Raw genomic sequence first — 20607 nt, 5'->3', positions numbered from 1 at the left:
GCCTCAGGGCTGCGTAGCCAGCGAGCGCTGCCACTCCTCGTGCAACCGGGCGAACCGGCCCCCGGCGGCCACGAGCTCGGCGGGCGAACCGTCCTCCAGGACGCGGCCGTCGTCGACCACGAGCACGCGGTCCGACCCCATGACGGTCGAGAGGCGGTGGGCGATGACGACGGCGGTCCGGCCCGCGAGCAGCGTGCGCAGGCCGCGCTGCACCTGCGCCTCACCGGGCACGTCGAGCGAGCTCGTGGCCTCGTCGAGCACGAGGACGGCCGGGTCGGCGAGGAACGCCCGCGCGAAGGAGACCAGCTGCCGCTGCCCTGCCGAGAGCCGCACGCCGCGCTTGTCCACGTCGGTGTCGTACCCGTCGGGCATCGCCGCCACGAGCTCGTGCACGCCGACGGCACGCGCGGCCGCCTCCACCTCGGCGGCGGTCGCGCCCGGCCGGCCGATCGCGATGTTCGCGGCGATCGACCCGGAGAACAGGTACGCCTCCTGCGTGACCATGACGACCGCGCGCCGCAGGTCGCCCGGCGCGATCTCCCGGACGTCGACGCCGTCGAGCAGCACGGCCCCGTCGCGCACGTCGTAGAACCGGGCGAGCAGCTTGGCGACCGTCGACTTGCCCGCGCCGGTCCGGCCGACGAGCGCGACGGCCTGCCCGGCGGGGACGTGCAGGTCGAGGTGCGGGAGGACGATCGGGCCGCCCCCGTAGCCGAACGTGACGTCGGCGAACCGGAGGTCGCCGCGCACGGCCGGCAGCGCGACGGGGCGGACCGGGTCCGGGACCGTGGGCTCCTCGGCGAGCAGGCCCGCCACCTTCTCGAGCGCGGCGGTCGCCGACTGGAAGGAGTTGTAGAACATGCCGATCTGGCCGAGCGGCGCCAGGAACCGGCGGGTGTAGAGCACGGCGCCGATGAGGACGCCGACCTCGAGGCCGCCGTCGAGCACGCGGAGACCGCCGACGAGCAGCACGACCGCGACCGTGACGTTGGCGATGAGGGTCAGGCCCGTGTCGAAGATGCCGTTGACTCGGATCGCCTCGGCGCTGTTCGCCCGGTACTCCTCGGCGAGCTCGTCGTAGGCCGCCTCGGTCTGCGCCTCGCGGCGGAAAGCCTGGACCGCGCGGATGCCCGTCATCGCCTCGACGAACTGGACGACCAGCCGCGCCGCGGACGTCCGTGACGCCCGGTACTGCGCCTGCGAGCGCACCTGGAACCAGCGCGTCAGGACGATTCCCGGGACCACGGCGGCGACCAGCAGGAGCCCGCTGCGCCAGTCGAGGACCGCGAGGCCGATCGCCGTGAACGCGATGGCCAGGACGCTCGAGGCGAGGGTGGTCAGGCCGCCGTCGAGCAGCTCGCGCAGGGCGTCCAGGTCCGAGGTCTGGCGAGAGATGATCCGGCCCGAGGTGTAGCGCTCGTGGAACTCGAGGTCGAGGCGCTGGGTGTGCCGGAACACGCGCCGGCGCAGCTCGAGCAGGATCGTCTGGCTGACGCGGGCCGACGCCCGGACGGTCGCGGCGCCGAGCCAGCCGCCCGCGAGCGCGGCGACCAGGTACGCGCCCGCGGCGAGCAGGAGCGGCCCGGACCGGCCCTCGCGCAGTGCGGGCAGCGCGCTGTCGATGCCGTAGGCCACGAGCGCGGGTCCCGCGACGAGCGCGAGCTGGGCCAGCACGACGAGGACCGCGGCGCCCGCGGCGGGCCGCGCGACGGGCCGGATCATCTCGCGCAGCAGCGCGAGCGACCGCGTCCGGATGGCGCGCTGCTCGTCGTGCGCCTGCGTGCTCACAGCGCCACCGCCTGGGGCTCGACGTCCTCGGCCGCGAGGGCGGTCAGCACGTAGCGGTAGTGCGGGTGGTTCGCGAGCAGGTCGGCGTGCGTGCCGACGCCCGTGATGCGCCCGTCCTCGAGCACGGCCACCCGGTCGGCGAGCGCGACGGTCGAGGGCCGGTGCGCGACCACCAGCGTCGTCGTGCCGACCAGCACCTCGCGCAGCCGTGCGGTGACGGCCGCCTCGGTGCTCACGTCGAGCGCGGAGAGCGGGTCGTCGAGGAGCAGCACGCGGGGCCTGGCCGCCACGGCGCGCGCGAGCGCGATGCGCTGCCGCTGCCCGCCGGACAGGCTAAGCCCCTCCTCGCCGATCACGGTGTCGACGCCGCGCGGGAGGCCGGCCACGAAGTCCGCGCTCGCGACGTCCAGCGCGAGGTGCAGGAGCGCCTCGTCGGCGGCGTCGGCGCCGAGCAGCACGTTGTCGCGCACCGAGGCGGAGAACAGGATCGGGTCCTCGAACGCCACGGCGACGGCCCCGCGCAGCTCCGCGCGCGCCAGGTCGCGAACGTCGATGCCGTCGATGAGCACCCGCCCCGAGCTCGCGTCGTAGAGGCGAGGCAGGAGCTGGAGCAGCGTGGACTTGCCGCTGCCCGTCAGCCCGACGAGCGCCGTCGTCAGACCCGGTTCGAGCACGAGGTCGACCCCCGTCAGGACCTCGGCGCCCGTGGGGTGCGCGAACGACACCCCCGCGAGCTCGACGCGCGTGCCGCCCGGGCCGGCCGCGGGGAGCGCGACCGGCACCTCGGGGTCCCGCACCGCCGAGACCGTGTCCATGACCTGCACGTACCGGTCGGTGGCCGCGCGTGCGTCGAGGGTCATCGCGAGGAACTGCCCGAGGCGCTCCACCGGCCGGTTGACGATCGTCGCGGTGGCGAAGAACGCGACGAGCGCGCCCACGCTGATGTGCCCGTGCGCGGCCAGCGGCACGCCGACGGCGAGCGACACGGCGAGGATCGCCTCGGGGATCGCGCCCAGCGCGAACGTCACCCGGGACAAGGTCTTGGCCTTGTGCACCTCGGTGTCGCGCAGCGCGTCGGCCTGCCGGGAGAAGTCGTCGAGCGCGTCCTGCGCGCGGCCGAACGCCTTGAGCACCCGGATGCCGTGCACGGACTCCTCGACGGCGGTCGCGAGGTCGCCCGCCTGGTCCCGCGCTCGCCGGGCGACGACCTTGTAGTCCTCCCGGAAGCGGAAGCTCAGCCAGATCATCGGGACCGCGCCGGCCACGTAGACGAGGCCGAGCTGCCAGCTCGTCGCGATCATCAGCGCGACGCCGACCACGACGGTCGCGGCGCTCACGCACATCATGACGAGCCCGAACACGAGCCAGCGGCGGATCGAGCCGAGGTCGGCCATCGACCGCGACAGCAGCTGCCCGCCCGACCACCGGTCGTGGAACTCCACCGGCAGGTCGAGCACGTGGCGGAACATCGAGACCCGCATGTCACGCTCGACGTTCGTGCCCGGCGTCGCGATGAAGGCACGGCGGCACCAGACCAGGAACGCCTCGAGCAGCCCGAGGACGAGGACCACGGCGGCCGCCCCGACGACGCCCGCGCGCGAGCCGTCGGTCAGCAGCGGCCCGTTGACCAGCCAGGCGAGCACCTGCGGCAGGACCAGCGAGAGCAGGCTCGCGCCGAGGGCCATCACGCCCCCGATGAGGATCCGACGCTGCGCGGGCCGCGCCCAGTCCCGCAGCCGGAGCAGCGCGGCGGTCGTGGAGGGCGCCGTCACCGGCTTGGTGGCGTCCGGCTTGGTGGCGTCCCGCTTGGTTGCGTCAGGCACCTGGACACCATAGGCGCGGCCACCGACAGGCCGCGCGGGCCTCAGACGTCGGACGCCTTGCGGGACGTCTTGGTGTTGCTGGCCTGCGCGCGGGGGCGCACGACGAGCAGGTCGACGTTGACGTGCGCGGGGCGGCTCAGCGTCCACGAGACGGCGTCGGCGATGTCGTCGGCCACGAGCGGCTCGAAACCGTCGTAGACCGCAGCCGCGCGCTCCGCGTCGCCGCCGAACCGGACGAGCGAGAACTCCTCGGTCGCGACCGCGCCCGGTGCGATCTGGATGACGCGGATCGGCTCGTCGACGATCTCCCAGCGCAGCGTCGTCGCGAGCATCCGCTCGGCGTGCTTGGCGCCTGTGTAGCCCGCACCGCCCTCGTAGGCGCCGTCCGCCGCGGTCGACGTCACGACGACCACGTCTCCCCCTCCGCGGGCGCGCAGCAGCGGCAGCACCGCCTGCGTGACCTGGAGCGTGCCGAGCACGTTGATCTCGTACATCGCGCGCCACTGCTCGACGTCCGAGGTGGCCACCGGGTCGAGGCCGAGCGCACCACCGGCGTTGTTGACGACCGCGTCCAGCCCGCCGGTCTGCTCGACGTAGTCGACGAGGGCCGTGACGTCGGCCGCCTGCGTGAGGTCGGCCGCGAACACCTCGGCGCCCGTGTCCTCGGCGAGCGCGGCGAGGCGGTCGGCGCGGCGGGCCGTGGCGACGACGTCCCAGCCGTCGGCGCGCAGCCTGCGGACGGTCGCGGCGCCGATCCCGGACGAGGCACCGGTGACGAGGGCGCGGCGGTTCTGCGATGTGCTCATGGCGTCACGGTAGGCGGATCCGGGCGTGGCGTGCGCGCGGGGCCTCGTCGTCGCCCACGATCCGGACGGAGGTGCGGCCCTCGTCACACCACTGCGCGCGGCCCACCGCGGCCACCGGCACTAACCTGACCTCAGGAACCCGGCCGGACGTGGCCGGGGAACCGCCGCCCGGCCTTTGGGCGGCCTCCGGTGGCGCGTGTTGCGCCCAGCCCGTGAACGCTCGTGCCCACCCCGGCCGAGCCACGACCCCCTCACCACCCGGAGCCGCCGCATGCCCACGTCCCGCCTCGCCATCGCCTCTGCGGGGCTCGTGCTCACGCTCGGGCTCGCCGCGTGCTCGTCGGACGCGCCCGCCGCGTCGCCGACCGCGTCGGCCTCGTCGTCCGCAGGCTTCGCGCCCGTGAGCCTCGACAACTGCGGGACGGCCGTGACGGTCACCAGCCCGCCCGAGCGGGTGGTGACGATCAAGTCGTCGACGACCGAGATGATGCTCGCCCTCGGGCTGGGCGACCGGCTCGTCGGCACGGCGTTCGCGGACGGCCCGGTGCCCGACGAGTGGGCCGCTGCCGCTGCCGACGTGCCGGTCCTCTCGCCGCAGGTCCCGGGCCAGGAGGCACTGCTGGGGCTCGACCCGGACTTCGTCTACGCGGGCTGGGAGTCGAACTTCTCCGACGACGGAGCGGGCGACAGGGCGGCGCTCGGCAAGCTGGGGATCGGCACCTACGTCTCCCCCGCCGCGTGCAAGGAGCCCGACTACATGCCGGACCCGCTCACGTTCGACGACGTGTTCGGCGAGGTCCGCGAGGTCGGCTCGATCTTCGGGGTCGCCGACCGGGCGGACGCCGTCGTCGAGGACATGAAGGCGACGCTCTCGTCGGCCAAGACCCCGGCCGAGCCGACGACCGCGCTCTGGTACTCGTCGGGCACGGACACCCCGTACGTCGGCGCGGGCATCGGCTCGCCGCAGATGATCATGGACGCGGCCGGGCTGACCAACATCTTCGCCGACGTGCACGACACGTGGACCTCGGCGGGCTGGGAGAAGATCGTCGCCGCCGACCCGAGCGTCATCGTCCTCGTCGACGCGTCGTGGAACACGGCCGCGGACAAGATCACGCTGCTCGAGACGAACGCCGCGACGCGCGAGCTGACCGCTGTCCGCGAGAAGCGATTCCTGACGCTGCCGTTCGCCGCCACCGAGGCCGGTGTGCGGAACGCGGACTCGGTCGTCTCGCTCGACGAGCAGCTGGCGGCGCTCGGCAAGTGATCCTTCCCGTCCCCGCGCGCCGGCGCACGCCGCTGGCGCCCCTCGTCGTCGTCGGCCTGGCGCTGCTCGTTGTGACCGTCCTGGTGGCGGTCGCGATCGGGCCGGCCGGGCTCGGGGTCGGCGAGGTCGCGCGCAGCATCGGCGGGCACCTCGGCCTCGACGTCACGCCGGTCCCGCGGCTGCACGACGCCATCGTCTGGGAGCTGCGGCTGCCGCGCGTGCTGACGGCGGCGGCCGTCGGTGCGGGGCTCGCGCTGTCCGGGGCGGTCATGCAGTCGCTCACGCGCAACCCGCTCGCCGACCCGTACCTGCTGGGCCTGTCGTCGGGCGCGTCGCTCGGGGCGGTCGCGGTGCTCGTCGTCGGGGTGGCGCTGCTGCTGCCCGTGGCCGCGTTCGCGGGCGCGCTGCTCGCCCTCGTCGCGACGTTCTCGCTCGCCCGCACGGGCGGGACGCTCACGCCGGGGCGCGCGGTGCTGGCCGGTCTCGCGGTGTCGCAGCTGTGCGCGGCCGGGACGTCGCTGGTCATCTTCTGGACCGCGACCGGCGACTCCTACCGCGAGATCCTGTCGTGGCTGCTCGGCTCGCTCGCCGGTTCGGACTGGCAGTCCGTGGCGATCGCCGGGATCGCCGTGCTCGGCGTCGGCGGCATCGTGCTGGCGCAGGCGGTGCGGCTCGACGCGTACGCGTTCGGCGACACCGCCGCCGGGGCGCTCGGCATCGACGTCGACCGGACTCGCTGGACGCTGATGACGCTCGTCGCGCTGCTCACGGGAGCGATGGTCGCCGTGAGCGGGGCGATCGGCTTCGTCGGCCTCGTGCTGCCCCACGCCGTCGTCGCGCTGACCGGGCCCGCGCACCGTCGACTGCTGCCCGTCACCGCGCTGGCCGGCGCCGTGTTCCTGATCTGGGCCGACACGCTGGCCCGGACGGTGTTCGACCCGCGCGAGCTGCCCGTCGGCATCGTCACCGCGCTGGTCGGTGTGCCCGTGTTCGCCGTGCTGCTGCGCCGTCGTCAGGGGGCGGCATGGAGCTGACGATCGCCGGGGTCGGCACGCGGCTCGGTGGGCGGTGGGTGGTCGACGGCATCGACGCGACACCGCCCGACGGCGCGCTCACCGGCCTGCTCGGGCCGAACGGCGCCGGGAAGACGACCCTGCTCCGCCTCGTCGCCGGGCTGCTGGTGCCCGAGTCCGGCGCGGTGCTGGTCGACGACTCCCCCGTGCACGACCTGCCGCGCCGGTCACGAGCGCGCCAGATCGCCCTCGTGGAGCAGGAGTCGTCGAGCACCGTGCCGCTGACCGTCCGCGAGGTGGTGTCTCTGGGGCGCATCCCGTTCCGCTCCCTGTGGGGCGCGGACGACGACGAGGGGGCAGTCGACCGCGCGTTGGCGGCCGCGCAAGCCACCACGCTCGCCTCGCGCTCCTGGGCGACCCTGTCCGGGGGCGAGCGCCAGCGGGTCCACATCGCCCGGGCCCTGGCCCAGCAGCCGAGCCTCCTGCTGCTCGACGAGCCGACCAACCACCTCGACATCAGCGCCCAGCTCTCGCTGCTCGCCTTCGTGCGCGACCTGCGGATCACCAGCGTCGCCGCGCTGCACGACCTCAACCTGGCCGCCGCGTTCTGCGAGCACGTGCTCGTCCTGTCCGCCGGGCGCCTCGTCGCCGCCGGGCACCCCGCCGACGTGCTGCGACCCGACCTGCTGCGCGAGGTCTACGGCGTCGAGGCCGAGGTGCTCACGCACCCGCGCACCGGTCGGCCCGTGATCGCCTTCCACGAGACCACCCCGCCACCTTCGGAGGACCAGCCATGAAGATCACCGTGCTCTCGGGCGGGGTCGGCGGCGCACGCTTCACGCGCGGCCTGCTCGCCCACCTCGGCTCGTCGGCGGACGTCACCGTCATCGCCAACACCGGTGACGACATGTGGCTGCACGGCGTCCGCGTGTGCCCCGACCTCGACACGCTCATGTACACGCTCGGCGGCGGCGTGCACGAGGAGCAGGGCTGGGGCCGACGCGACGAGTCCCGCCGTACGAGCGACGACCTCGCCGCCTACGGGCTGGGGTGGGAGTGGTTCACGCTCGGAGACCTCGACCTCGCGACGCACCTGGCGCGGACCGAGCTGCTCCGTGCCGGGTCGCCGCTGTCCGAGGTGACGGCGCGACTGTGCGAGCGGTGGCAACCGGGGGTGCGCCTCCTGCCTGCGACCGACCAGGAGGTGGAGACGCACGTGGTCACCGCCGACGGGCTGATCCACTTCGAGGAGTGGTGGGTGCGGCATCGGGCAGCCGTCCCCGCCCAGGGCTTCGTGCAGGTCGGGCTCGAGGGCGCCACCGCGGCACCCGGGGTGCTTGCCGCTCTCGCCGAGGCCGACGTCATCGTCCTGCCGCCGTCCAACCCCGTGGTGTCGATCGGCACGATCCTGTCTCTGCCCGGCGTCGGGGACGCGCTCCGCTCCTGCGCGGGGCCGGTGGTGGGCGTGAGCCCGATCGTCGGCGGCGCACCCGTGCGCGGGATGGCCGACGCCTGCCTCGACGCGATCGGCGTCGAGACCAGCGCGCGGGCGGTGGCCGAGCACTACGGCCTGCGTGCCGACGGCGGCATCCTCGACGCCTGGCTCGTCGACACCGCCGACGACGCCGTCGTCGACCCGCTCCGCGCGATGGGTTGGACGAGCTCGGCGACCGACACCTTGATGGTCGACGTCCCCGCGGCCGCCCGCATCGCCGCCGCCGCGCTCGACCTGGCTGGCGCACGACCGTAGTAGCGGCGCCGTAGTCGAGCCGCACGATGGTGGAGCACCACAACGGTCGGGCACCACGACCGTCGGGCGCCATGACCATCGGGCGCAGCACAGCGACACCGAGGTGAGGTGCGAGGGGATGGAGCCGAGAGGCGCGCGGTGGCACGGAGGCCTAGAAGGGTGGGTCGCCGTCGTAGTCGGGTGCGGGGCGTGGCCGACTCGCACGCTCGAAGAGCTTGGGGCTGATGTGGACCGGGATGGGTGATCGGTAGTACGTGATCCCCAGGGGGCTGGTCCATTCGGTGTTGCCGGTGGCTTTGTCGCGGCGGACGTTCCAGATCTTCTTCGTCTTGGCCTGGTGGTGACGTTTGCACAGGGCGTGCAGGTTCGCCTCGGTCGTCTGCTCCTCCGCCGGCCGGGTCTTGTCGAACGGCACGACGTGGTCGAGTTCTGACCTGATGGCGGGTTGGCGGCAGCCGGGGTAGGTGCAGGTCACGTCCCGGGTCCGCACCGAGCGGGACAGGTCCGCCCCGGGCCGGTAGGTGCGGGCGCCGGCGCCGAGGTAGGTGCCGGTGGCGGGGTCGGTGAAGATCCGCCGCCAGGTTGCGTCCTTCGACAGCTCACGGGCCAAGAACGCCGGGATCGGCCCGTACCCGTCGAGCTCACCGGGCAGCTCGTCCAGACCCAGCAGGGTCGTCGCGGCGGCGGTCACGTGCAACGTCGCGCGCTGCCCGTGGCGCTGCGGGACCGGGCGACCACCGGGGGTGACCTGGTCGTCGAGGATGTCGCTGAACAGGTCGCTGAACGCATCCGCGCGGCGTTGGTGGATGTTCCGGTCCGCACTGGTGTCGTCCGAGCTCCCGGCCAGGGCGTCGATCACGGTGAACGCCGCCACGGCGTCCTCGGCGGGCAGGAACGCGATCAGCCGCGCCATCGAGTCGTTCGCCCACTGCAGCTCCACCCCGCGATCTTCGCGGGCGGCCTCGCAACGCTTGCGGGCCACGTCGGGGTCGATCAGCAGGACCCGGCGACGCAACCAGCGCACCAGCTGCGTCGGGGTCAGCCCGCGGGCGACCTCGGTGGCCTCCACGATCAACCGGTCCCGCGCCTCGCACAGCCCCAGCGCGAGGGTGCCGTCGAGGATGATGTCGACCTTGCGGACGTCGACCGTCCCGGCCAGCAGTGCATCGGACAGGCACGGATGAGCGGCGATACCAGACGCACGGCCGGCCAGGACGTCGACCGCGGCTTTCGTCGTGACCATCGCGCACGCGAGCTCGTCGGTCGCGAAGTCCCCCAACGGGGTCCGCCGCGTCAGCACCTCCTGGACCGCGCGCGCCTGGTGCGCAGCGACGATCGCGGCGGCCTGCTGCCAACCCGCCACCACCTCGACCAGCTCCGCGGTACTCAGATCCGCCACGTCCAGCGACTCCAACAACCCCGCGACCTGCGTCAACGTGGCGCGCACGGGGAACGTCGGGACCAGCCCGGCAGGCGAGGCCTCATAGGCCTCAGCCGGCAGCACGATCGGGTCAGGTGTCACCGCAGGCAGCGAACCACCGGCCAGCGCGTCACGACTGGACGACACGAACCCACCCGGCTTGCCCATCGACCCTCCCCAGCCGCCCGAACCTGACTCGAACAACTGTACGACCGACCACTGACATCAAGCCGGGCTCCTGTGGACAACCTCAGCCGCGCAGCCGAGCGAGCAGGGCAGCCGTCCGCACCCCGAGCTCGAGCCGCGCGATCTCCTCGAGATCGGCCGGCAGGTCGACGTCCCGGCGCAGACTCGATGACCCAGGTACCGCGAGCGGGACGTGGCCGACGGACCCGTGCGCAGCCGCGGAACCGGCCCCGAAGCGCGGCTGTGGGGTCTCGCCGCGAGCGGCTGTGAGCATCGTCGTCCCCGTCCCCTCGGCGTCGGCGACGTAGCCGAGCGGCACCGCGGCGGCCAGGTCGAGTGCCGCATCGAGGTCGTCCGGCCGCAGGGCGGGCAGGTCGCCCAGGAGCATCGCCACGGCCGCCCCCGGGACACGGGACCGGGCTGCGGCCACGCCCGCCAGGACCGCCGCATCCAGCGGCGAGACAGCCGACGCGGCACGACCAGAGTCGGGCGACGCCGCAGGAGCGCGCGGACCCTCACCACCCAGGCCCGGCTCGTCCACAACCCCGAACCGGCCCGCCGCCGCCCGCAGCTCGGGATCCGCGGTCACGACGAGGACGTGCCCCACCCGCGAGGCCGCGAGCGCGGCATCCACGGTGTCGAGCGCCATCGCCCGCACGAGCGCTGCGCGCACCCGGTCGTCGAGCACCCCGGACAGCCGCGTCTTCCCGGCGGTCGCCACCTTGACGGGCACGACGACGACCCAGCGCGCAGCAGCAGATCCCGAGGTCACGACACCAATTCTCACTCAGATCCGAACGTGCGACGATGGCCCCATGGGCTTCGGGATCGCCAACGACGCGGCTGCTGACAAGGTTCTCGACGAGCAGCCGTTCGCGCCGCTCGTCGGGATGCTCCTCGACCAGCAGTACGGCATGGAGCACGCGTTCCGCGGGCCGTGGAAGGTCCTCACGCGGTTCGGGAACCTGGACCCGCGGGAGATCGCGGCGGCGAACCCCGAGGAGTTCACCGCGCTGTGCAGCACTCCCCCGGCGATCCACCGCTACCCGGCGGCGATGGCCGCGAGGCTGCAGGAGCTCGCCCGGATCATCCGCGACGACTACGACGGCGACACCACCCGGCTGTGGACCGAGGCGACGTCGGGCAAGGACCTGCTGAACCGCCTCCAGGCCCTGCCGGGGTTCGGCAAGCAGAAGTCGCAGATCTTCGTCGCGCTGCTCGCCAAGCAGCTCGGCGTCCGGCCGGACGGCTGGGAAGCCGCGGCGGGTGACTACGCGCTCGAGGGGTACCGCTCGGTCGCCGACGTGGTCGACGAGGCGTCCCTGCAGAAGGTCCGCGAGTTCAAGCAGGCGAAGAAGGCCGCGGCGAAGGCCCAGTAGATGGCACGATCGCACCCATGATCGTGGTGACGACGAACGACCTGCCCGGCTACCGCATCCAAGCCGTCCTCGGGGAGGTCATGGGGATCACGGTGCGCTCGACCAACATCGGCTCGGGCATCACCGCGAGCTTCCGGGCCATCGGCGGCGGCGAGATCCCGGAGTACACGAAGATCGTGACGCAGAGCCGCCACGACGTGATGCACCGCATGGTCACCGACGCCGAGGCGCGCGGCGCGAACGCCATCGTCGCGATGCGGTTCGACACCGACGCGATCGGCAACTTCTCCGAGGTCTGCGCCTACGGCACGGCCGTGATCGTCGAGCCGATCCCCGCCGGCGAGCCCGGCGCGACGGGCCAGTCGGCGCAGATCACGGCGCAGGGCTGAGCCACTCGCCCTTCGCGACGAGCACGCGCTGGGCGGCCGCCCGCACCTGCGCGGCGAACGCCGGGTCGCTCCGCGCGCGGTCGAGCACGGCGGTCACCATCTCGTGGGCGACCGTCGGGTCCTTCGACACCAGCACCAGGTCCACGCCGGCCTGCAGCGCGAGCACGGCCCGCTCGCCCGGCTCCCACGCCACGACCTGCGTCGCGCCCGACAGGTCGTCGGTCACGACGAGCCCGTCGTAGCCGAGGTCGCCACGCAGCATCCCGGTCACCACGGTCGACGAGAACGCCGCGGGGTTGTCCGGGTCGATGCGGCTGTAGATCGCGGTCGAGACCATCACCGACATCGGGTCGGCGGCGATGCCGGCCCGGAACACCCCCACCGAGGCGTCGTCGCGCGTGGTCACCGAGTCGGTGACGCCCGCGGTGTCGTCCGTGTTGGCCGTGACCCGCCCGAGCCCCGGGAAGTGCTTGATCGAGACGCCGACGCCGGCCGACGAGAGGCCCGCGCTGAAGGCGTTCGCGTGGGTCGTGACCGAGTCCGCGGTGAAGCCGTAGGAACGGTCCAGCGCGCCGACCGGCGGGTTGTCGGCAGGCACGCCGTCGACGAGGTCCATCACGGGTGCGAGGTCGAGGTTGACGCCGACCGCCGCGAGCTCGGACCCCCAGGTCGCGGCCCGGGACTGGAGGGCGGCGGGCGACAGCGACGCCTGCTCCAGCGCCGACGGGATCGTCGAGAACCCGGGCCCGCGCAGCACCTGGACCTCGCCGCCCTCCTGGTCGGTCGCCACGAGCAGCGGCGTCGAGTGCGTCGACGTCGGCCCGACGAGGGCCGTGAACGAGTCGACCAACGAGCGCACGGCATCCGCTCCGGCCGTCGTGCGGCCCTGCAGGAACAGGTTGCCGACGTGGTCGTCGCGGATCGCGGACGTGCTCACCGCCTTCGGGTCGCCCACGTTCACGCCGACCATGAACACCTGGCCGACCTGCTGCTCGAGGGTCCACCCGTCCCACGGGTCCGGGGTGGCGCTGGGCGTGGGCGAGGGCGAGGGGGTCGCCGACGACGGCACCGGCTTGGGCGCGGCCTCCGGCGCAGCAGCGGGCCGCGCGAACCACACGGCGAGCACGGCAGCCCCCAGCGTCACGACGACCCCGAGCGTCACCCACGGCGCCCGCCGCGAGCTCACGCCTTGCCCTCCAGCGCGTCCTTCCAGCCCTGCGCGTACGCCTCGGCGCTCCCCTGCGCGAACATGTCCTCCGGCCCGAGCCGGACGAGCGCCGCGGCCCCCGGGCCGTCGTCCGCCGTCACGAGGTGAGACAGCCCGCGCACCACGGCGAGCGGCCGGCCGTCGGCCTTGCCCTTGACGAGCTCGGCGGCGGCGGTGACCTCGTCGGCCACCGCGGCGACCGTCATCACCAGCGGACGCCCGAACGAGTCGTGCTGCCCGCGCAGGTCGTCGAGCACGACGACGCCGGCCGCCCCGATCGCGATGTCGGTGACCCCCTGCCGCCAGGGCCGCCCCGCGGTGTCCGAGACGATCACGCCGATCCGCACACCGAACTCCGCCGAGAGGCCGGCGCGCAGTGCGCGGGCGCTCCCGTCCGGGTCGACGGGCAGCAGCAGCACGGTCCCGACGGGCGTGTTGCTCGCGTCGACCCCCGCCGCGGCCATCACGAGCCCCAGCCGGTTCTCGACGATGCGCGTCACGCCGCCGGGGTGCTCACGGGTCGCGACGACGCGCACGGTCTCGTCGGTGATCGCCTGCTCCCGGTCGTCGGCCGAGACCGAGCGCCCCTCGGCCTTGGACACGACCTTGCTGGTCAGGACGAGGATGTCCCCGTCCTCCAGCCCGTGCTCGTCGGACCGCAGGAGGTCCGCCAGGAGAACGACGAGGTCGTCCCCCGCCGTGATCTCCCCCAGCCCGGAGGGCGCCCAGACCTCGAAGCTCATCGCACCAGCTTCGGCAGCACCTCGGCGCCGAACGTCTCGATCCACTCGCGCTGGTTGCGACCCACGTTGTGCAGGTAGATCCGGTCGAAGCCGAGGTCGACGTACTTCTGCAGGTCGGCGCGGTGCTTGTCCGGGTCGGCGGAGACGACCATGCGTCCCTCGAAGTCCTCGGGCCGCACCAGCTTGGCCATCTGCTCGAAGTCGAACGGTGTGCGGATGTCGCCCTTGGGGAACTTCATGCCGCCGTTGGGCCACTGGTGCATCGCGTTCGCCATGGCCTCCTCGTCCGTCGGCGCCCACGACATGTGCACCTGGAGGACCTTGGGCATCGTCGACGGGTCCTTGCCGGCCTCGCGCGCGCCCTCCTCGAACTTGCCGAACAGCCCGCTGATCTTCTCCAGCGGTGCCCCGACCGTGATGAGCCCGTCCGCGTGCCGCCCGGCCCGCTTGGCGGTCACCGGCCCCGCGGTCGCGACGAGGATCTCGGGAGCGACCTCGGGCATGGTCCAGAGCCGGGTCGACTCGAGCTTGTAGAACTGGCCCGCGTGCTTGACGTCCTTGCCCGCGAGCGAGGCCGAGAACAGCTTCTTGATGATGTCGATGGCCTCGAACATCCGGTTGATGCGCTCGGGCGCCTCGGGCCAGTACTGCGCGGTGATGTGCTCGTTGAGCGCCTCGCCCGAGCCCAGCCCGAGCCAGTGCCGCCCCGGGTACATCGCGGCCAGCGTCGCCGACGCCTGCGCGACCATCGCCGGGTGCCACCGGAACGTCGGGGCGGTGACCCCGGGACCGATGTCCCCGGACGTCCGCTCGCCGAGCGCGGTGAGCACGTTCCAGACGAAGGACGCCTCGCCCTGCGCGGGCACCCACGGCTGGTAGTGGTCGGCCGCCATGACGCCCGAGAACCCGTGCTGCTCCGCGTACGCCGAGAGCTCGACCGCCTCCATGGGCGGGAACTGCTCGAGCGCTGCCGCATAGCCGACCGTCAGACCGGCCGCCGTCACACCTGACACGCCACACATCCCTCGTCGATCGTCGGCGGCCCCGTCCGGGCTGCCTCCAGCGACCCTAACGCCGGGACCGGTCCGGCGTGTTCCGGGCGGGCCGCACGGCAAGATGACCGCGTGAGCGAACCGCGGGTGCTGGTCTGGTGGACCCGTCACGCACCCGGTGCGCCCGACGAGGCCCCCGCGCTGGCCCGCCGCGCCGTGGCCCACGTGCGGGGCGTCGACCCGGCGGACGTCGTCGTCGGCCGCCGCTGCCCGACCTGCGGGAGCACGGCGCACGGCGCCCCCATGACGACGGGCGCGCACGTCTCGATCACGCGCGGGACGGGCGTCGTCGCGGTCGCCGTCTCGGCCGTCGGCCCCGTCGGCATCGACCTGGAGCAACGCCGCGACGAGCTCTGGCCGGGCTTCGACGACCTGGCCCTGGCGCCAGGCGAGCACGTCGCGACCACCGACGAGCGGCTGCGCGCCTGGGTGCGCAAGGAGGCGGTCCTCAAGGCGTCCGGCCTCGGCCTGACCGTCGACCCGCGCAGTGTCGTGCTGCGCGACGGTCAGGTCGTCGACGCACCCCACGGGATCGGCGGCTGCGAGCTGCACGACGTGGACCCGCCCGGGCACCTCGGCGCGGTGGCGGTCCCGGTCGGCGCGGTCGTGGCCGTCCGGGAGGTCACGCCGTGACGGCCGCCGGCATGGTCGGCAGCGGCGCCGCGTAGAGCCACGCGTCGAACAGCTCGTCGAGCGGCCGCCCGGCGATCCCCGAGGCGAGCGAGACGAACTGCGCCGTGCTCACGCTGCCGTGCCGGAACTGGGCCGTCCAGGCGCGCAGGGTGTCGAAGAACGCGTCGTCGCCCACGGTCCGGCGCAGCGCGTGCAGGGTCAGCGCCCCGCGCTTGTACAGACGGTCGTCGAACATCAGGTCCGGCCCCGGGTCCCCGACGACGAGGTCCTGCGGCAGCCCGCCCAGCCGCGTGAAGGCCGTGCGCGCCTGCTCGTCGGCCGTCCGCCCGCCCGACGCGTGCGACCACAGCCACTCGGCGTAGCAGGCGAACCCCTCGTGCAGCCAGATGTCCCGCCAGCTCGAGGCGGTCACGCTGTTGCCGAACCACTGGTGGGCGAGCTCGTGCGCGACGAGCCGCTCGGTCCCCCGGTGGCCGTCCACGTGGTTGGCGCCGAACACGGACAGCCCGTGCGCCTCGAGCGGGATCTCGAGGTCGTCGTCGGTCACGACGACCGTGTACTCCCGGAAGGGGTACGGCCCGAACAGGCCCTCGAACACCTCGATCATCTGCGGCTGCCGCGCGAAGTCGTGGTCGAACTCGGCACGCAGCCGCGCGGGGACGACGGCCTCCTGCCGCACCGGAGCCGTCGCGCTCGTCCAGCGCCGGTACCGGCCGATCTGCACGGTGGCGAGGTACGGCGCCGTGGGCTCGGGCTGGTCGAACTCCCAGCGCACGCGGCTCGAGCGCGCGGTGCGGGACACCAGCACCCCGTTGCACACGACCTCGTAGCCCGCATCGGTGGTGACGACGATCCCGAACGACGCCTTGTCGGCCGGGTGGTCCTGGCACGGGAACCACGAGGGCGCTCCGTCGGGCTGCCCCGCGACGATGACGCCGTCGGTGAGCTCCTCCCACCCGACCTCGCCCCAGGGCCCCCGGATCGGCCGGGGGTTGCCGGTGTAGTGCACCACGACGACGACCGGCGCGCCGGGCGCCAGCACGCCGCCCGGCCGGATGGTCAGCTGCCCCCCGCGGTGGGTCCACCGCTCGGGCCGCCGGCCGTCGAGCAGCACGCGGCTGACCCGCAGGCCCGCGAGGTCGAGCGAGAACCGGTCGAGGTGGCGTCGCGCCGTCCCGTGCACGCGCGCCCGCGCGTCGAGCCGGTTGCCGGCGACCCGGTAGTCGAGCTCGAGCTCGTAGCGCGAGACGTCCAGCGCACCCTCGGACGGCCCGAAGCTCATGCGCTCACCGGCGCGACAGGGTTGCCCGCCCAGCGCGAGCCCGCGGGGATGTGGTCGCCGCGCAGCACGAGCGACGAGGGCCCGACGCTGGCGCCGTCGCCGACGTGCGCTGCGGGCAGCACGACGCCGTGCGGGCCGATGCCGGCGCCCGCGCCGATGGTCACGGAGTCGATGCTCATGACCCGATCATGGAACAGATGTGTCTGGAGCACGCAACCGCGGTTGATCGTCGCCCCGTCGCCGATCTCCACGAGGTCCGCCTCGGGCAGCCAGTACGTCTCGCACCACACGCCCCGCCCGATGCGTGCGCCGAGCGTCCGCAGCCACAGGTTGAGCGCCGGCGAGCCCACCGTCGCGGGCCCGATCCACGGCACGGCGACCGTCTCGAGGAACGTGTCCGCGAGCTCGTTGCGCCAGATGAACGAGCTCCACAGCGGGTGCTCGCCCGCCCGCAGCCGCCCGACGAGCAGCCACTTGGCGGCCGTCGCGAGACCGCACGCGAGCGTCGCGGCCCCGAGGACGACGAGCGGCGAGGCCCACGCCGCCACCCCGAGCCCCCCGGCGTCGACCACGGCCTGCAGCACGAGCAGCACGACGACCCCGAGCCCGAACGTCATCATCACGGGCACCACCCGGCACGCCTCGACCAGGCCTCGTGCGACCCGCAGCCGCGCGCGCGGCTCGAAGGTCCGCCCCGCGTCGACCTCGCTCGCCGCCCTGCGCAGCTTCACGGGCGGCGACCCGAGCCACGACGACCCCGACTTGGCGTGCTCGGGCGTCGCCGACAGCACCGCGACGAGCCCGCGCTTGGGCACGGCCCGCCCGGGCGCGATCATCCCGGAGTTGCCCAGGAACGCCTTCTTGCCGATGCTCGCGCGCTCGATCCGCAGGTAGCCGCGCCCCAGCTCGTAGGAGCCGATGAGCGTGTCGTCGGCGAGGAACGCGCCGTCGCCGACCGTGGTCATCGACGGCAGCAGCAGCACGGTCGACGCCTCGACGTCGCGCCCGACATCCGCCCCCAGCGCCCGCAGCCACAGCGGCGTCAGGCTGCTCGCGTACAGCGGGAACAGCAGCGTGCGCGCGTCGTCCATGAGCCGCTGCGTCGCCCACACCTGCCACCCCACGCGCGAGCGCACCGGGTGGTAGCCCTCGGTCATGCCGATCCCCAGCAGCCGCACGCCGACGAGCGTGGCGACCAGCAGCACGACGAGCATCGTCACGGCCCCCAGCGGCACCGCCGCGAGCGCACGCACGGCCGCCTGCGACCACTCGTCGGAGTCGCGCACGAACCAGCCGACGACCACCAGCCCGCACACCGCCGCCACCACGGGCAGCGCGGCGAGCACGCCCGCGCTCAGCCCGTAGACCCCGACCCACCGGCGACCCCGCGGTGCGGGCCGGTGCGGCCAGTGCTCGCGCGCCGGACCCTCGAACGCGGCCGGCGACCCGACCCACAGCTCCCCCGGCGGCACCGAGACGAGCACGCCCGAGCCCGGCGCGATCTCCGCACCCTGGCCCACGCGCACGCCTGGCCCGATGGTGCTGCGCGTGCCGACGGTGGCCCGCTTGTCGATCCGCACTTTGCCGACGCGCAGCACGTCGCCGTCGAGCCAGTGGCCGGTCAGGTCGACCTCGGGCTCGATCGAGCAGCCGTTGCCGAGCGTGAGCAGCCCCGTGACGGGAGGCATCGTGTGCAGGTCCACGTCGCTGCCGACCTTCGCGCCGAGGGCTCGCGCGTACGTCGCGGTCCAGGGCGCGCAGGACAGGTTGCCCGCGCCCGCAGCGGCGGCCCAGCTCTCGACGAACCAGAGCCGCAGGTGGACGGACCCGCCCCGCGGGTAGCGCCCCGGCGTGAGGCCGCGCAGGAGCGTCCGGGCGACCAGCACGGTCGAGCCCATGCGGCCGAGCGGGCTGATCAGGACCACCCAGCCGAGCGCCACCCACCACCACGCGTGCGGCACCGACGGCACCCAGCCCATCCCACCCGTCGACGTGAGCACGGCGTCGGCCGCGACCAGCCAGGTGAGCCAGCGCAGCCCGACGAGGGCGGCCAGCGGGATCGCGGCGAGCAGCTGGACGGCCTGGGCGCGTCGCGGCGTCGGCGTCACCGTGCGCTCGACCGCCGCCGGCGCCGGCTCGAGCTCCTCCAGCCGGCGCGCGAGGTCCGCCAGCCGCGGGAACTCGTACACGTCGGCCACGGTCACGGTCGGGTAGCGCTCGCGCAGCGCCGAGACGAGCTGAGCGGCGACGAGCGACCCGCCGCCGCTCGCGAAGAAGTCGTCGTCCGGGCCCGCGACCGCGGCGCCGAGCGTCGCCGTCCACCGCTGCGCGACCCACTCCTGCGTCGGTGTCAGGGCGGCGGAGCGGCCCGGGGCGTCGAGGCCGGGCAGCGGCCACGGCAGCGCGTCGCGGTCGACCTTGCCCGAACCCCGCGTCGGCATCTCGGGCACGACCGCGAGCAGCGGCACGAGCGCGGCGGGCAGGGCGACGCGCAGCTGCGCGCGAGCCTCGTCGAGGCTCAGCTCGACCCCCGGCGCGGGCGCGAGGTACCCGACGAGCACCGACGACCCGGCCGGCGTGCGCCTGACCGCGGCGGCGGCCCCGGCGACCCCCGGCAGGGCCGCGAGCGCCGAGTCGACCTCGCCGAGCTCGATGCGGCGCCCGCCGATCTTGACCTGGTCGTCGGCGCGCCCGACGAACACCAGCCCCTCGGCCTCGAGTCGCACGACGTCGCCGGAGCGGTAGGCCCGGTCCCAGCCCAGCGCCGGCGCGGGCGCGTACCGCTCGGCGTCCTTCGCGGGGTCGAGGTAGCGCGCGAGCCCGACGCCACCGATGACGAGCTCGCCCGTCTCGCCGTCCGCGACGGGGAGACCGTCGGTGCCGACGACCGCGAGGTCCCACCCGTCCAGGGCATGCCCGATCCGCACCGGGCCGACCCCGGACATGAGCGACGCGCACGCGACGACCGTCGCCTCCGTCGGCCCGTACGTGTTCCAGACCTCGCGGTCCGGACCCGTCAGCCGGGCGGCCAGCTCGGGCGGGCACGCCTCGCCGCCGAAGATCAGCAGCCGCACGGCCACGAGCTCGTCGGACCGCCACAGCCCGGCCAGGGTCGGCACGGTCGAGACGACGGTGATGCCCTGCGCGACCAGCCAGGGCCCGAGGTCCATGCCGGTGCGCACCAGCGCGCGCGGCGCGGGGACGAGGCACGCGCCGTGCCCCCACGCGAGCCACATCTCCTCGCAGCTCGCGTCGAACGCGACCGACAGCCCCGCGAGCACGCGGTCGCCGGGGCCGAGCGGGGCGCTCTGCAGGAAGAGCCGGGCCTCGGCGTCGACGAACGCCGCGGCCGACCGGTGCGTGACCGCGACGCCCTTGGGCGTGCCGGTCGAGCCGGAGGTGAAGATGATCCAGGCGTCGTCGGTCAGCCCCGGCGCCTGGGGCGCCGCACCACGCCCGGTCGGCAGGTCCCCCTCGGCCAGCACGCGCGCGACCGCGGCCTCGCGGAACACCGTCCGTGCCCGCTCGTCGGGATCGTCGACGTCCACCGGCACGTACGCCGCACCCGCCGCCATGACGGCCAGGATCGCGGTGTAGAGCTCGGCGGTGCCCGACGGGATGCGCACGCCCACCCGGTCCCCGCGCCCGATCCCGTCCGCCGCGAGACCCGCCGCCCCGGCCGCCACGGCGGCCGCGAGCTCCCGGTAGGTCAGCACGGTGCGGCCGTCGTCCACCGCGGGCGCGTCGGGGTGCGCCGCCACCGACGCGGCCAGCACGTCGAGCAGCGTCCGCGGCTCGGGGGCGAGCGCGGCGCGGAGGAACCCGTCAGTGGTCACGTCGAGCGATTCTCTCAGCCGCGCTGTGGCGGA

The 20607-nt window shown here is 74.3% G+C and carries 17 protein-coding genes; 7 read left to right on the top strand and 10 right to left on the bottom strand.

Annotated features, from left to right (window positions below):
• Positions 1-3: 3 nt before the first annotated feature.
• From EDF34_RS09265 to EDF34_RS09255, 3 genes are all read right to left on the bottom strand, one after another.
• Positions 4-1788 carry an ABC transporter ATP-binding protein gene (locus tag EDF34_RS09265; protein ID WP_233575287.1) on the bottom strand — a complete coding sequence of 595 codons (1785 nt, stop codon included), beginning with the start codon at positions 1786-1788 and terminating at the stop codon, positions 4-6.
• Positions 1785-3560, bottom strand: a complete 1776-nt coding sequence (locus tag EDF34_RS09260) for an ABC transporter ATP-binding protein (protein ID WP_370450046.1) — start codon at positions 3558-3560, stop codon at positions 1785-1787. Before EDF34_RS09260 ends, EDF34_RS09265 begins: the two co-directional genes overlap by 4 nt.
• A gap of 92 nt (positions 3561-3652) precedes the next feature.
• Positions 3653-4417, bottom strand: coding sequence for an SDR family oxidoreductase (locus tag EDF34_RS09255; RefSeq protein WP_123371067.1), 765 nt, complete (start codon positions 4415-4417; stop codon positions 3653-3655).
• 271 nt (positions 4418-4688) lie between these two features.
• Between EDF34_RS09255 and EDF34_RS09250 the strand changes: the two genes are divergently transcribed.
• The 4 genes from EDF34_RS09250 to cofD are packed head-to-tail and all read left to right on the top strand — an operon-like array spanning position 4689 to position 8447.
• Complete coding sequence (locus tag EDF34_RS09250; RefSeq protein ID WP_123371066.1) at positions 4689-5684, top strand: putative F420-0 ABC transporter substrate-binding protein; 996 nt, start codon at positions 4689-4691, stop codon at positions 5682-5684.
• A complete protein-coding gene (locus EDF34_RS09245; protein ID WP_199737757.1) occupies positions 5681-6718 on the top strand; it encodes a putative F420-0 ABC transporter permease subunit in 1038 nt (345 codons plus the stop codon). Before EDF34_RS09250 ends, EDF34_RS09245 begins: the two co-directional genes overlap by 4 nt.
• Positions 6709-7494 carry a putative F420-0 ABC transporter ATP-binding protein gene (locus EDF34_RS09240; protein ID WP_123371065.1) on the top strand — a complete coding sequence of 262 codons (786 nt, stop codon included), beginning with the start codon at positions 6709-6711 and terminating at the stop codon, positions 7492-7494. Before EDF34_RS09245 ends, EDF34_RS09240 begins: the two co-directional genes overlap by 10 nt.
• Entirely contained in the window at positions 7491-8447 is a 957-nt protein-coding gene (gene cofD / locus EDF34_RS09235) for a 2-phospho-L-lactate transferase (RefSeq protein ID WP_123371064.1), read from the top strand. The genes EDF34_RS09240 and cofD overlap by 4 nt, the downstream gene beginning before the upstream one ends.
• Positions 8448-8598: 151 nt before the next feature.
• On the opposite strand, the gene EDF34_RS09230 is transcribed toward cofD, so the two are convergent.
• A complete protein-coding gene (locus EDF34_RS09230) occupies positions 8599-9969 on the bottom strand; it encodes an HNH endonuclease signature motif containing protein (protein WP_158615072.1) in 1371 nt (456 codons plus the stop codon).
• Positions 9970-10117: 148 nt separating this feature from the next.
• Positions 10118-10825, bottom strand: a complete 708-nt coding sequence (gene cofC, locus EDF34_RS09225; protein ID WP_123371062.1) for a 2-phospho-L-lactate guanylyltransferase — start codon at positions 10823-10825, stop codon at positions 10118-10120.
• Between the two features lie 43 nt (positions 10826-10868).
• Between cofC and EDF34_RS09220 the strand changes: the two genes are divergently transcribed.
• Together EDF34_RS09220 and EDF34_RS09215 are read left to right on the top strand one after the other, a co-directional pair.
• The gene (locus tag EDF34_RS09220) at positions 10869-11432 is read left to right on the top strand and encodes an HhH-GPD-type base excision DNA repair protein (protein ID WP_123371061.1); all 564 of its coding nucleotides are present in this window, start codon (positions 10869-10871) and stop codon (positions 11430-11432) included.
• Between the two features lie 17 nt (positions 11433-11449).
• The gene (locus tag EDF34_RS09215) at positions 11450-11821 is read left to right on the top strand and encodes a YbjQ family protein (RefSeq protein ID WP_123371060.1); all 372 of its coding nucleotides are present in this window, start codon (positions 11450-11452) and stop codon (positions 11819-11821) included.
• On the opposite strand, the gene EDF34_RS09210 is transcribed toward EDF34_RS09215, so the two are convergent.
• From EDF34_RS09210 to EDF34_RS09200, 3 genes are read right to left on the bottom strand one after another with little or no spacing between them, the layout of a single operon-like run.
• Positions 11805-13007 (bottom strand): glycoside hydrolase family 3 N-terminal domain-containing protein, encoded by a 1203-nt coding sequence (locus EDF34_RS09210; RefSeq protein WP_233575286.1) that lies wholly within the window; start codon positions 13005-13007, stop codon positions 11805-11807. The genes EDF34_RS09215 and EDF34_RS09210 overlap by 17 nt on opposite strands.
• The gene (gene cofE, locus EDF34_RS09205; RefSeq protein WP_123371058.1) at positions 13004-13771 is read right to left on the bottom strand and encodes a coenzyme F420-0:L-glutamate ligase; all 768 of its coding nucleotides are present in this window, start codon (positions 13769-13771) and stop codon (positions 13004-13006) included. Before cofE ends, EDF34_RS09210 begins: the two co-directional genes overlap by 4 nt.
• Positions 13768-14793, bottom strand: coding sequence for a TIGR03557 family F420-dependent LLM class oxidoreductase (locus tag EDF34_RS09200; protein ID WP_123371057.1), 1026 nt, complete (start codon positions 14791-14793; stop codon positions 13768-13770). Before EDF34_RS09200 ends, cofE begins: the two co-directional genes overlap by 4 nt.
• A 102-nt stretch (positions 14794-14895) precedes the next feature.
• On the opposite strand from EDF34_RS09200, the gene EDF34_RS09195 reads away from it, so the two are divergent.
• Positions 14896-15456: a 4'-phosphopantetheinyl transferase superfamily protein gene (locus EDF34_RS09195; RefSeq protein WP_148076607.1), complete on the top strand. Its 561-nt coding sequence runs from the start codon at positions 14896-14898 to the stop codon at positions 15454-15456.
• Here the strand turns inward: EDF34_RS09195 and EDF34_RS09190 are convergent.
• Entirely contained in the window at positions 15446-16738 is a 1293-nt protein-coding gene (locus EDF34_RS09190; protein ID WP_123371055.1) for a M1 family metallopeptidase, read from the bottom strand. The genes EDF34_RS09195 and EDF34_RS09190 overlap by 11 nt on opposite strands.
• Positions 16735-20574, bottom strand: coding sequence for a Pls/PosA family non-ribosomal peptide synthetase (locus tag EDF34_RS09185; protein WP_233575285.1), 3840 nt, complete (start codon positions 20572-20574; stop codon positions 16735-16737). The genes EDF34_RS09190 and EDF34_RS09185 overlap by 4 nt, the downstream gene beginning before the upstream one ends.
• Positions 20575-20607: the final 33 nt, after the last annotated feature.

The organism is Cellulomonas sp. PhB150, from assembly GCF_003755175.1.
Classification (GTDB): Bacteria; Actinomycetota; Actinomycetes; order Actinomycetales; family Cellulomonadaceae; genus Cellulomonas.
Note: the sequence above shows the minus strand (reverse complement) of the source record. Positions and strands in the feature narration are given on the sequence as shown.

Coding starts and splice junctions, on each gene's coding strand:
- EDF34_RS09220 (WP_123371061.1), top strand. CDS start 10,869: ATGGGCTTCGGGATCGCCAACGACGCGGCTGCTGACAAGGTTCTCGAC.
- EDF34_RS09200 (WP_123371057.1), bottom strand. CDS start 14,793: ATGTGTGGCGTGTCAGGTGTGACGGCGGCCGGTCTGACGGTCGGCTAT.
- EDF34_RS09250 (WP_123371066.1), top strand. CDS start 4,689: ATGCCCACGTCCCGCCTCGCCATCGCCTCTGCGGGGCTCGTGCTCACG.
- cofE (WP_123371058.1), bottom strand. CDS start 13,771: ATGAGCTTCGAGGTCTGGGCGCCCTCCGGGCTGGGGGAGATCACGGCG.
- EDF34_RS09215 (WP_123371060.1), top strand. CDS start 11,450: ATGATCGTGGTGACGACGAACGACCTGCCCGGCTACCGCATCCAAGCC.
- cofD (WP_123371064.1), top strand. CDS start 7,491: ATGAAGATCACCGTGCTCTCGGGCGGGGTCGGCGGCGCACGCTTCACG.
- EDF34_RS09190 (WP_123371055.1), bottom strand. CDS start 16,738: ATGAGCTTCGGGCCGTCCGAGGGTGCGCTGGACGTCTCGCGCTACGAG.
- EDF34_RS09240 (WP_123371065.1), top strand. CDS start 6,709: ATGGAGCTGACGATCGCCGGGGTCGGCACGCGGCTCGGTGGGCGGTGG.
- EDF34_RS09255 (WP_123371067.1), bottom strand. CDS start 4,417: ATGAGCACATCGCAGAACCGCCGCGCCCTCGTCACCGGTGCCTCGTCC.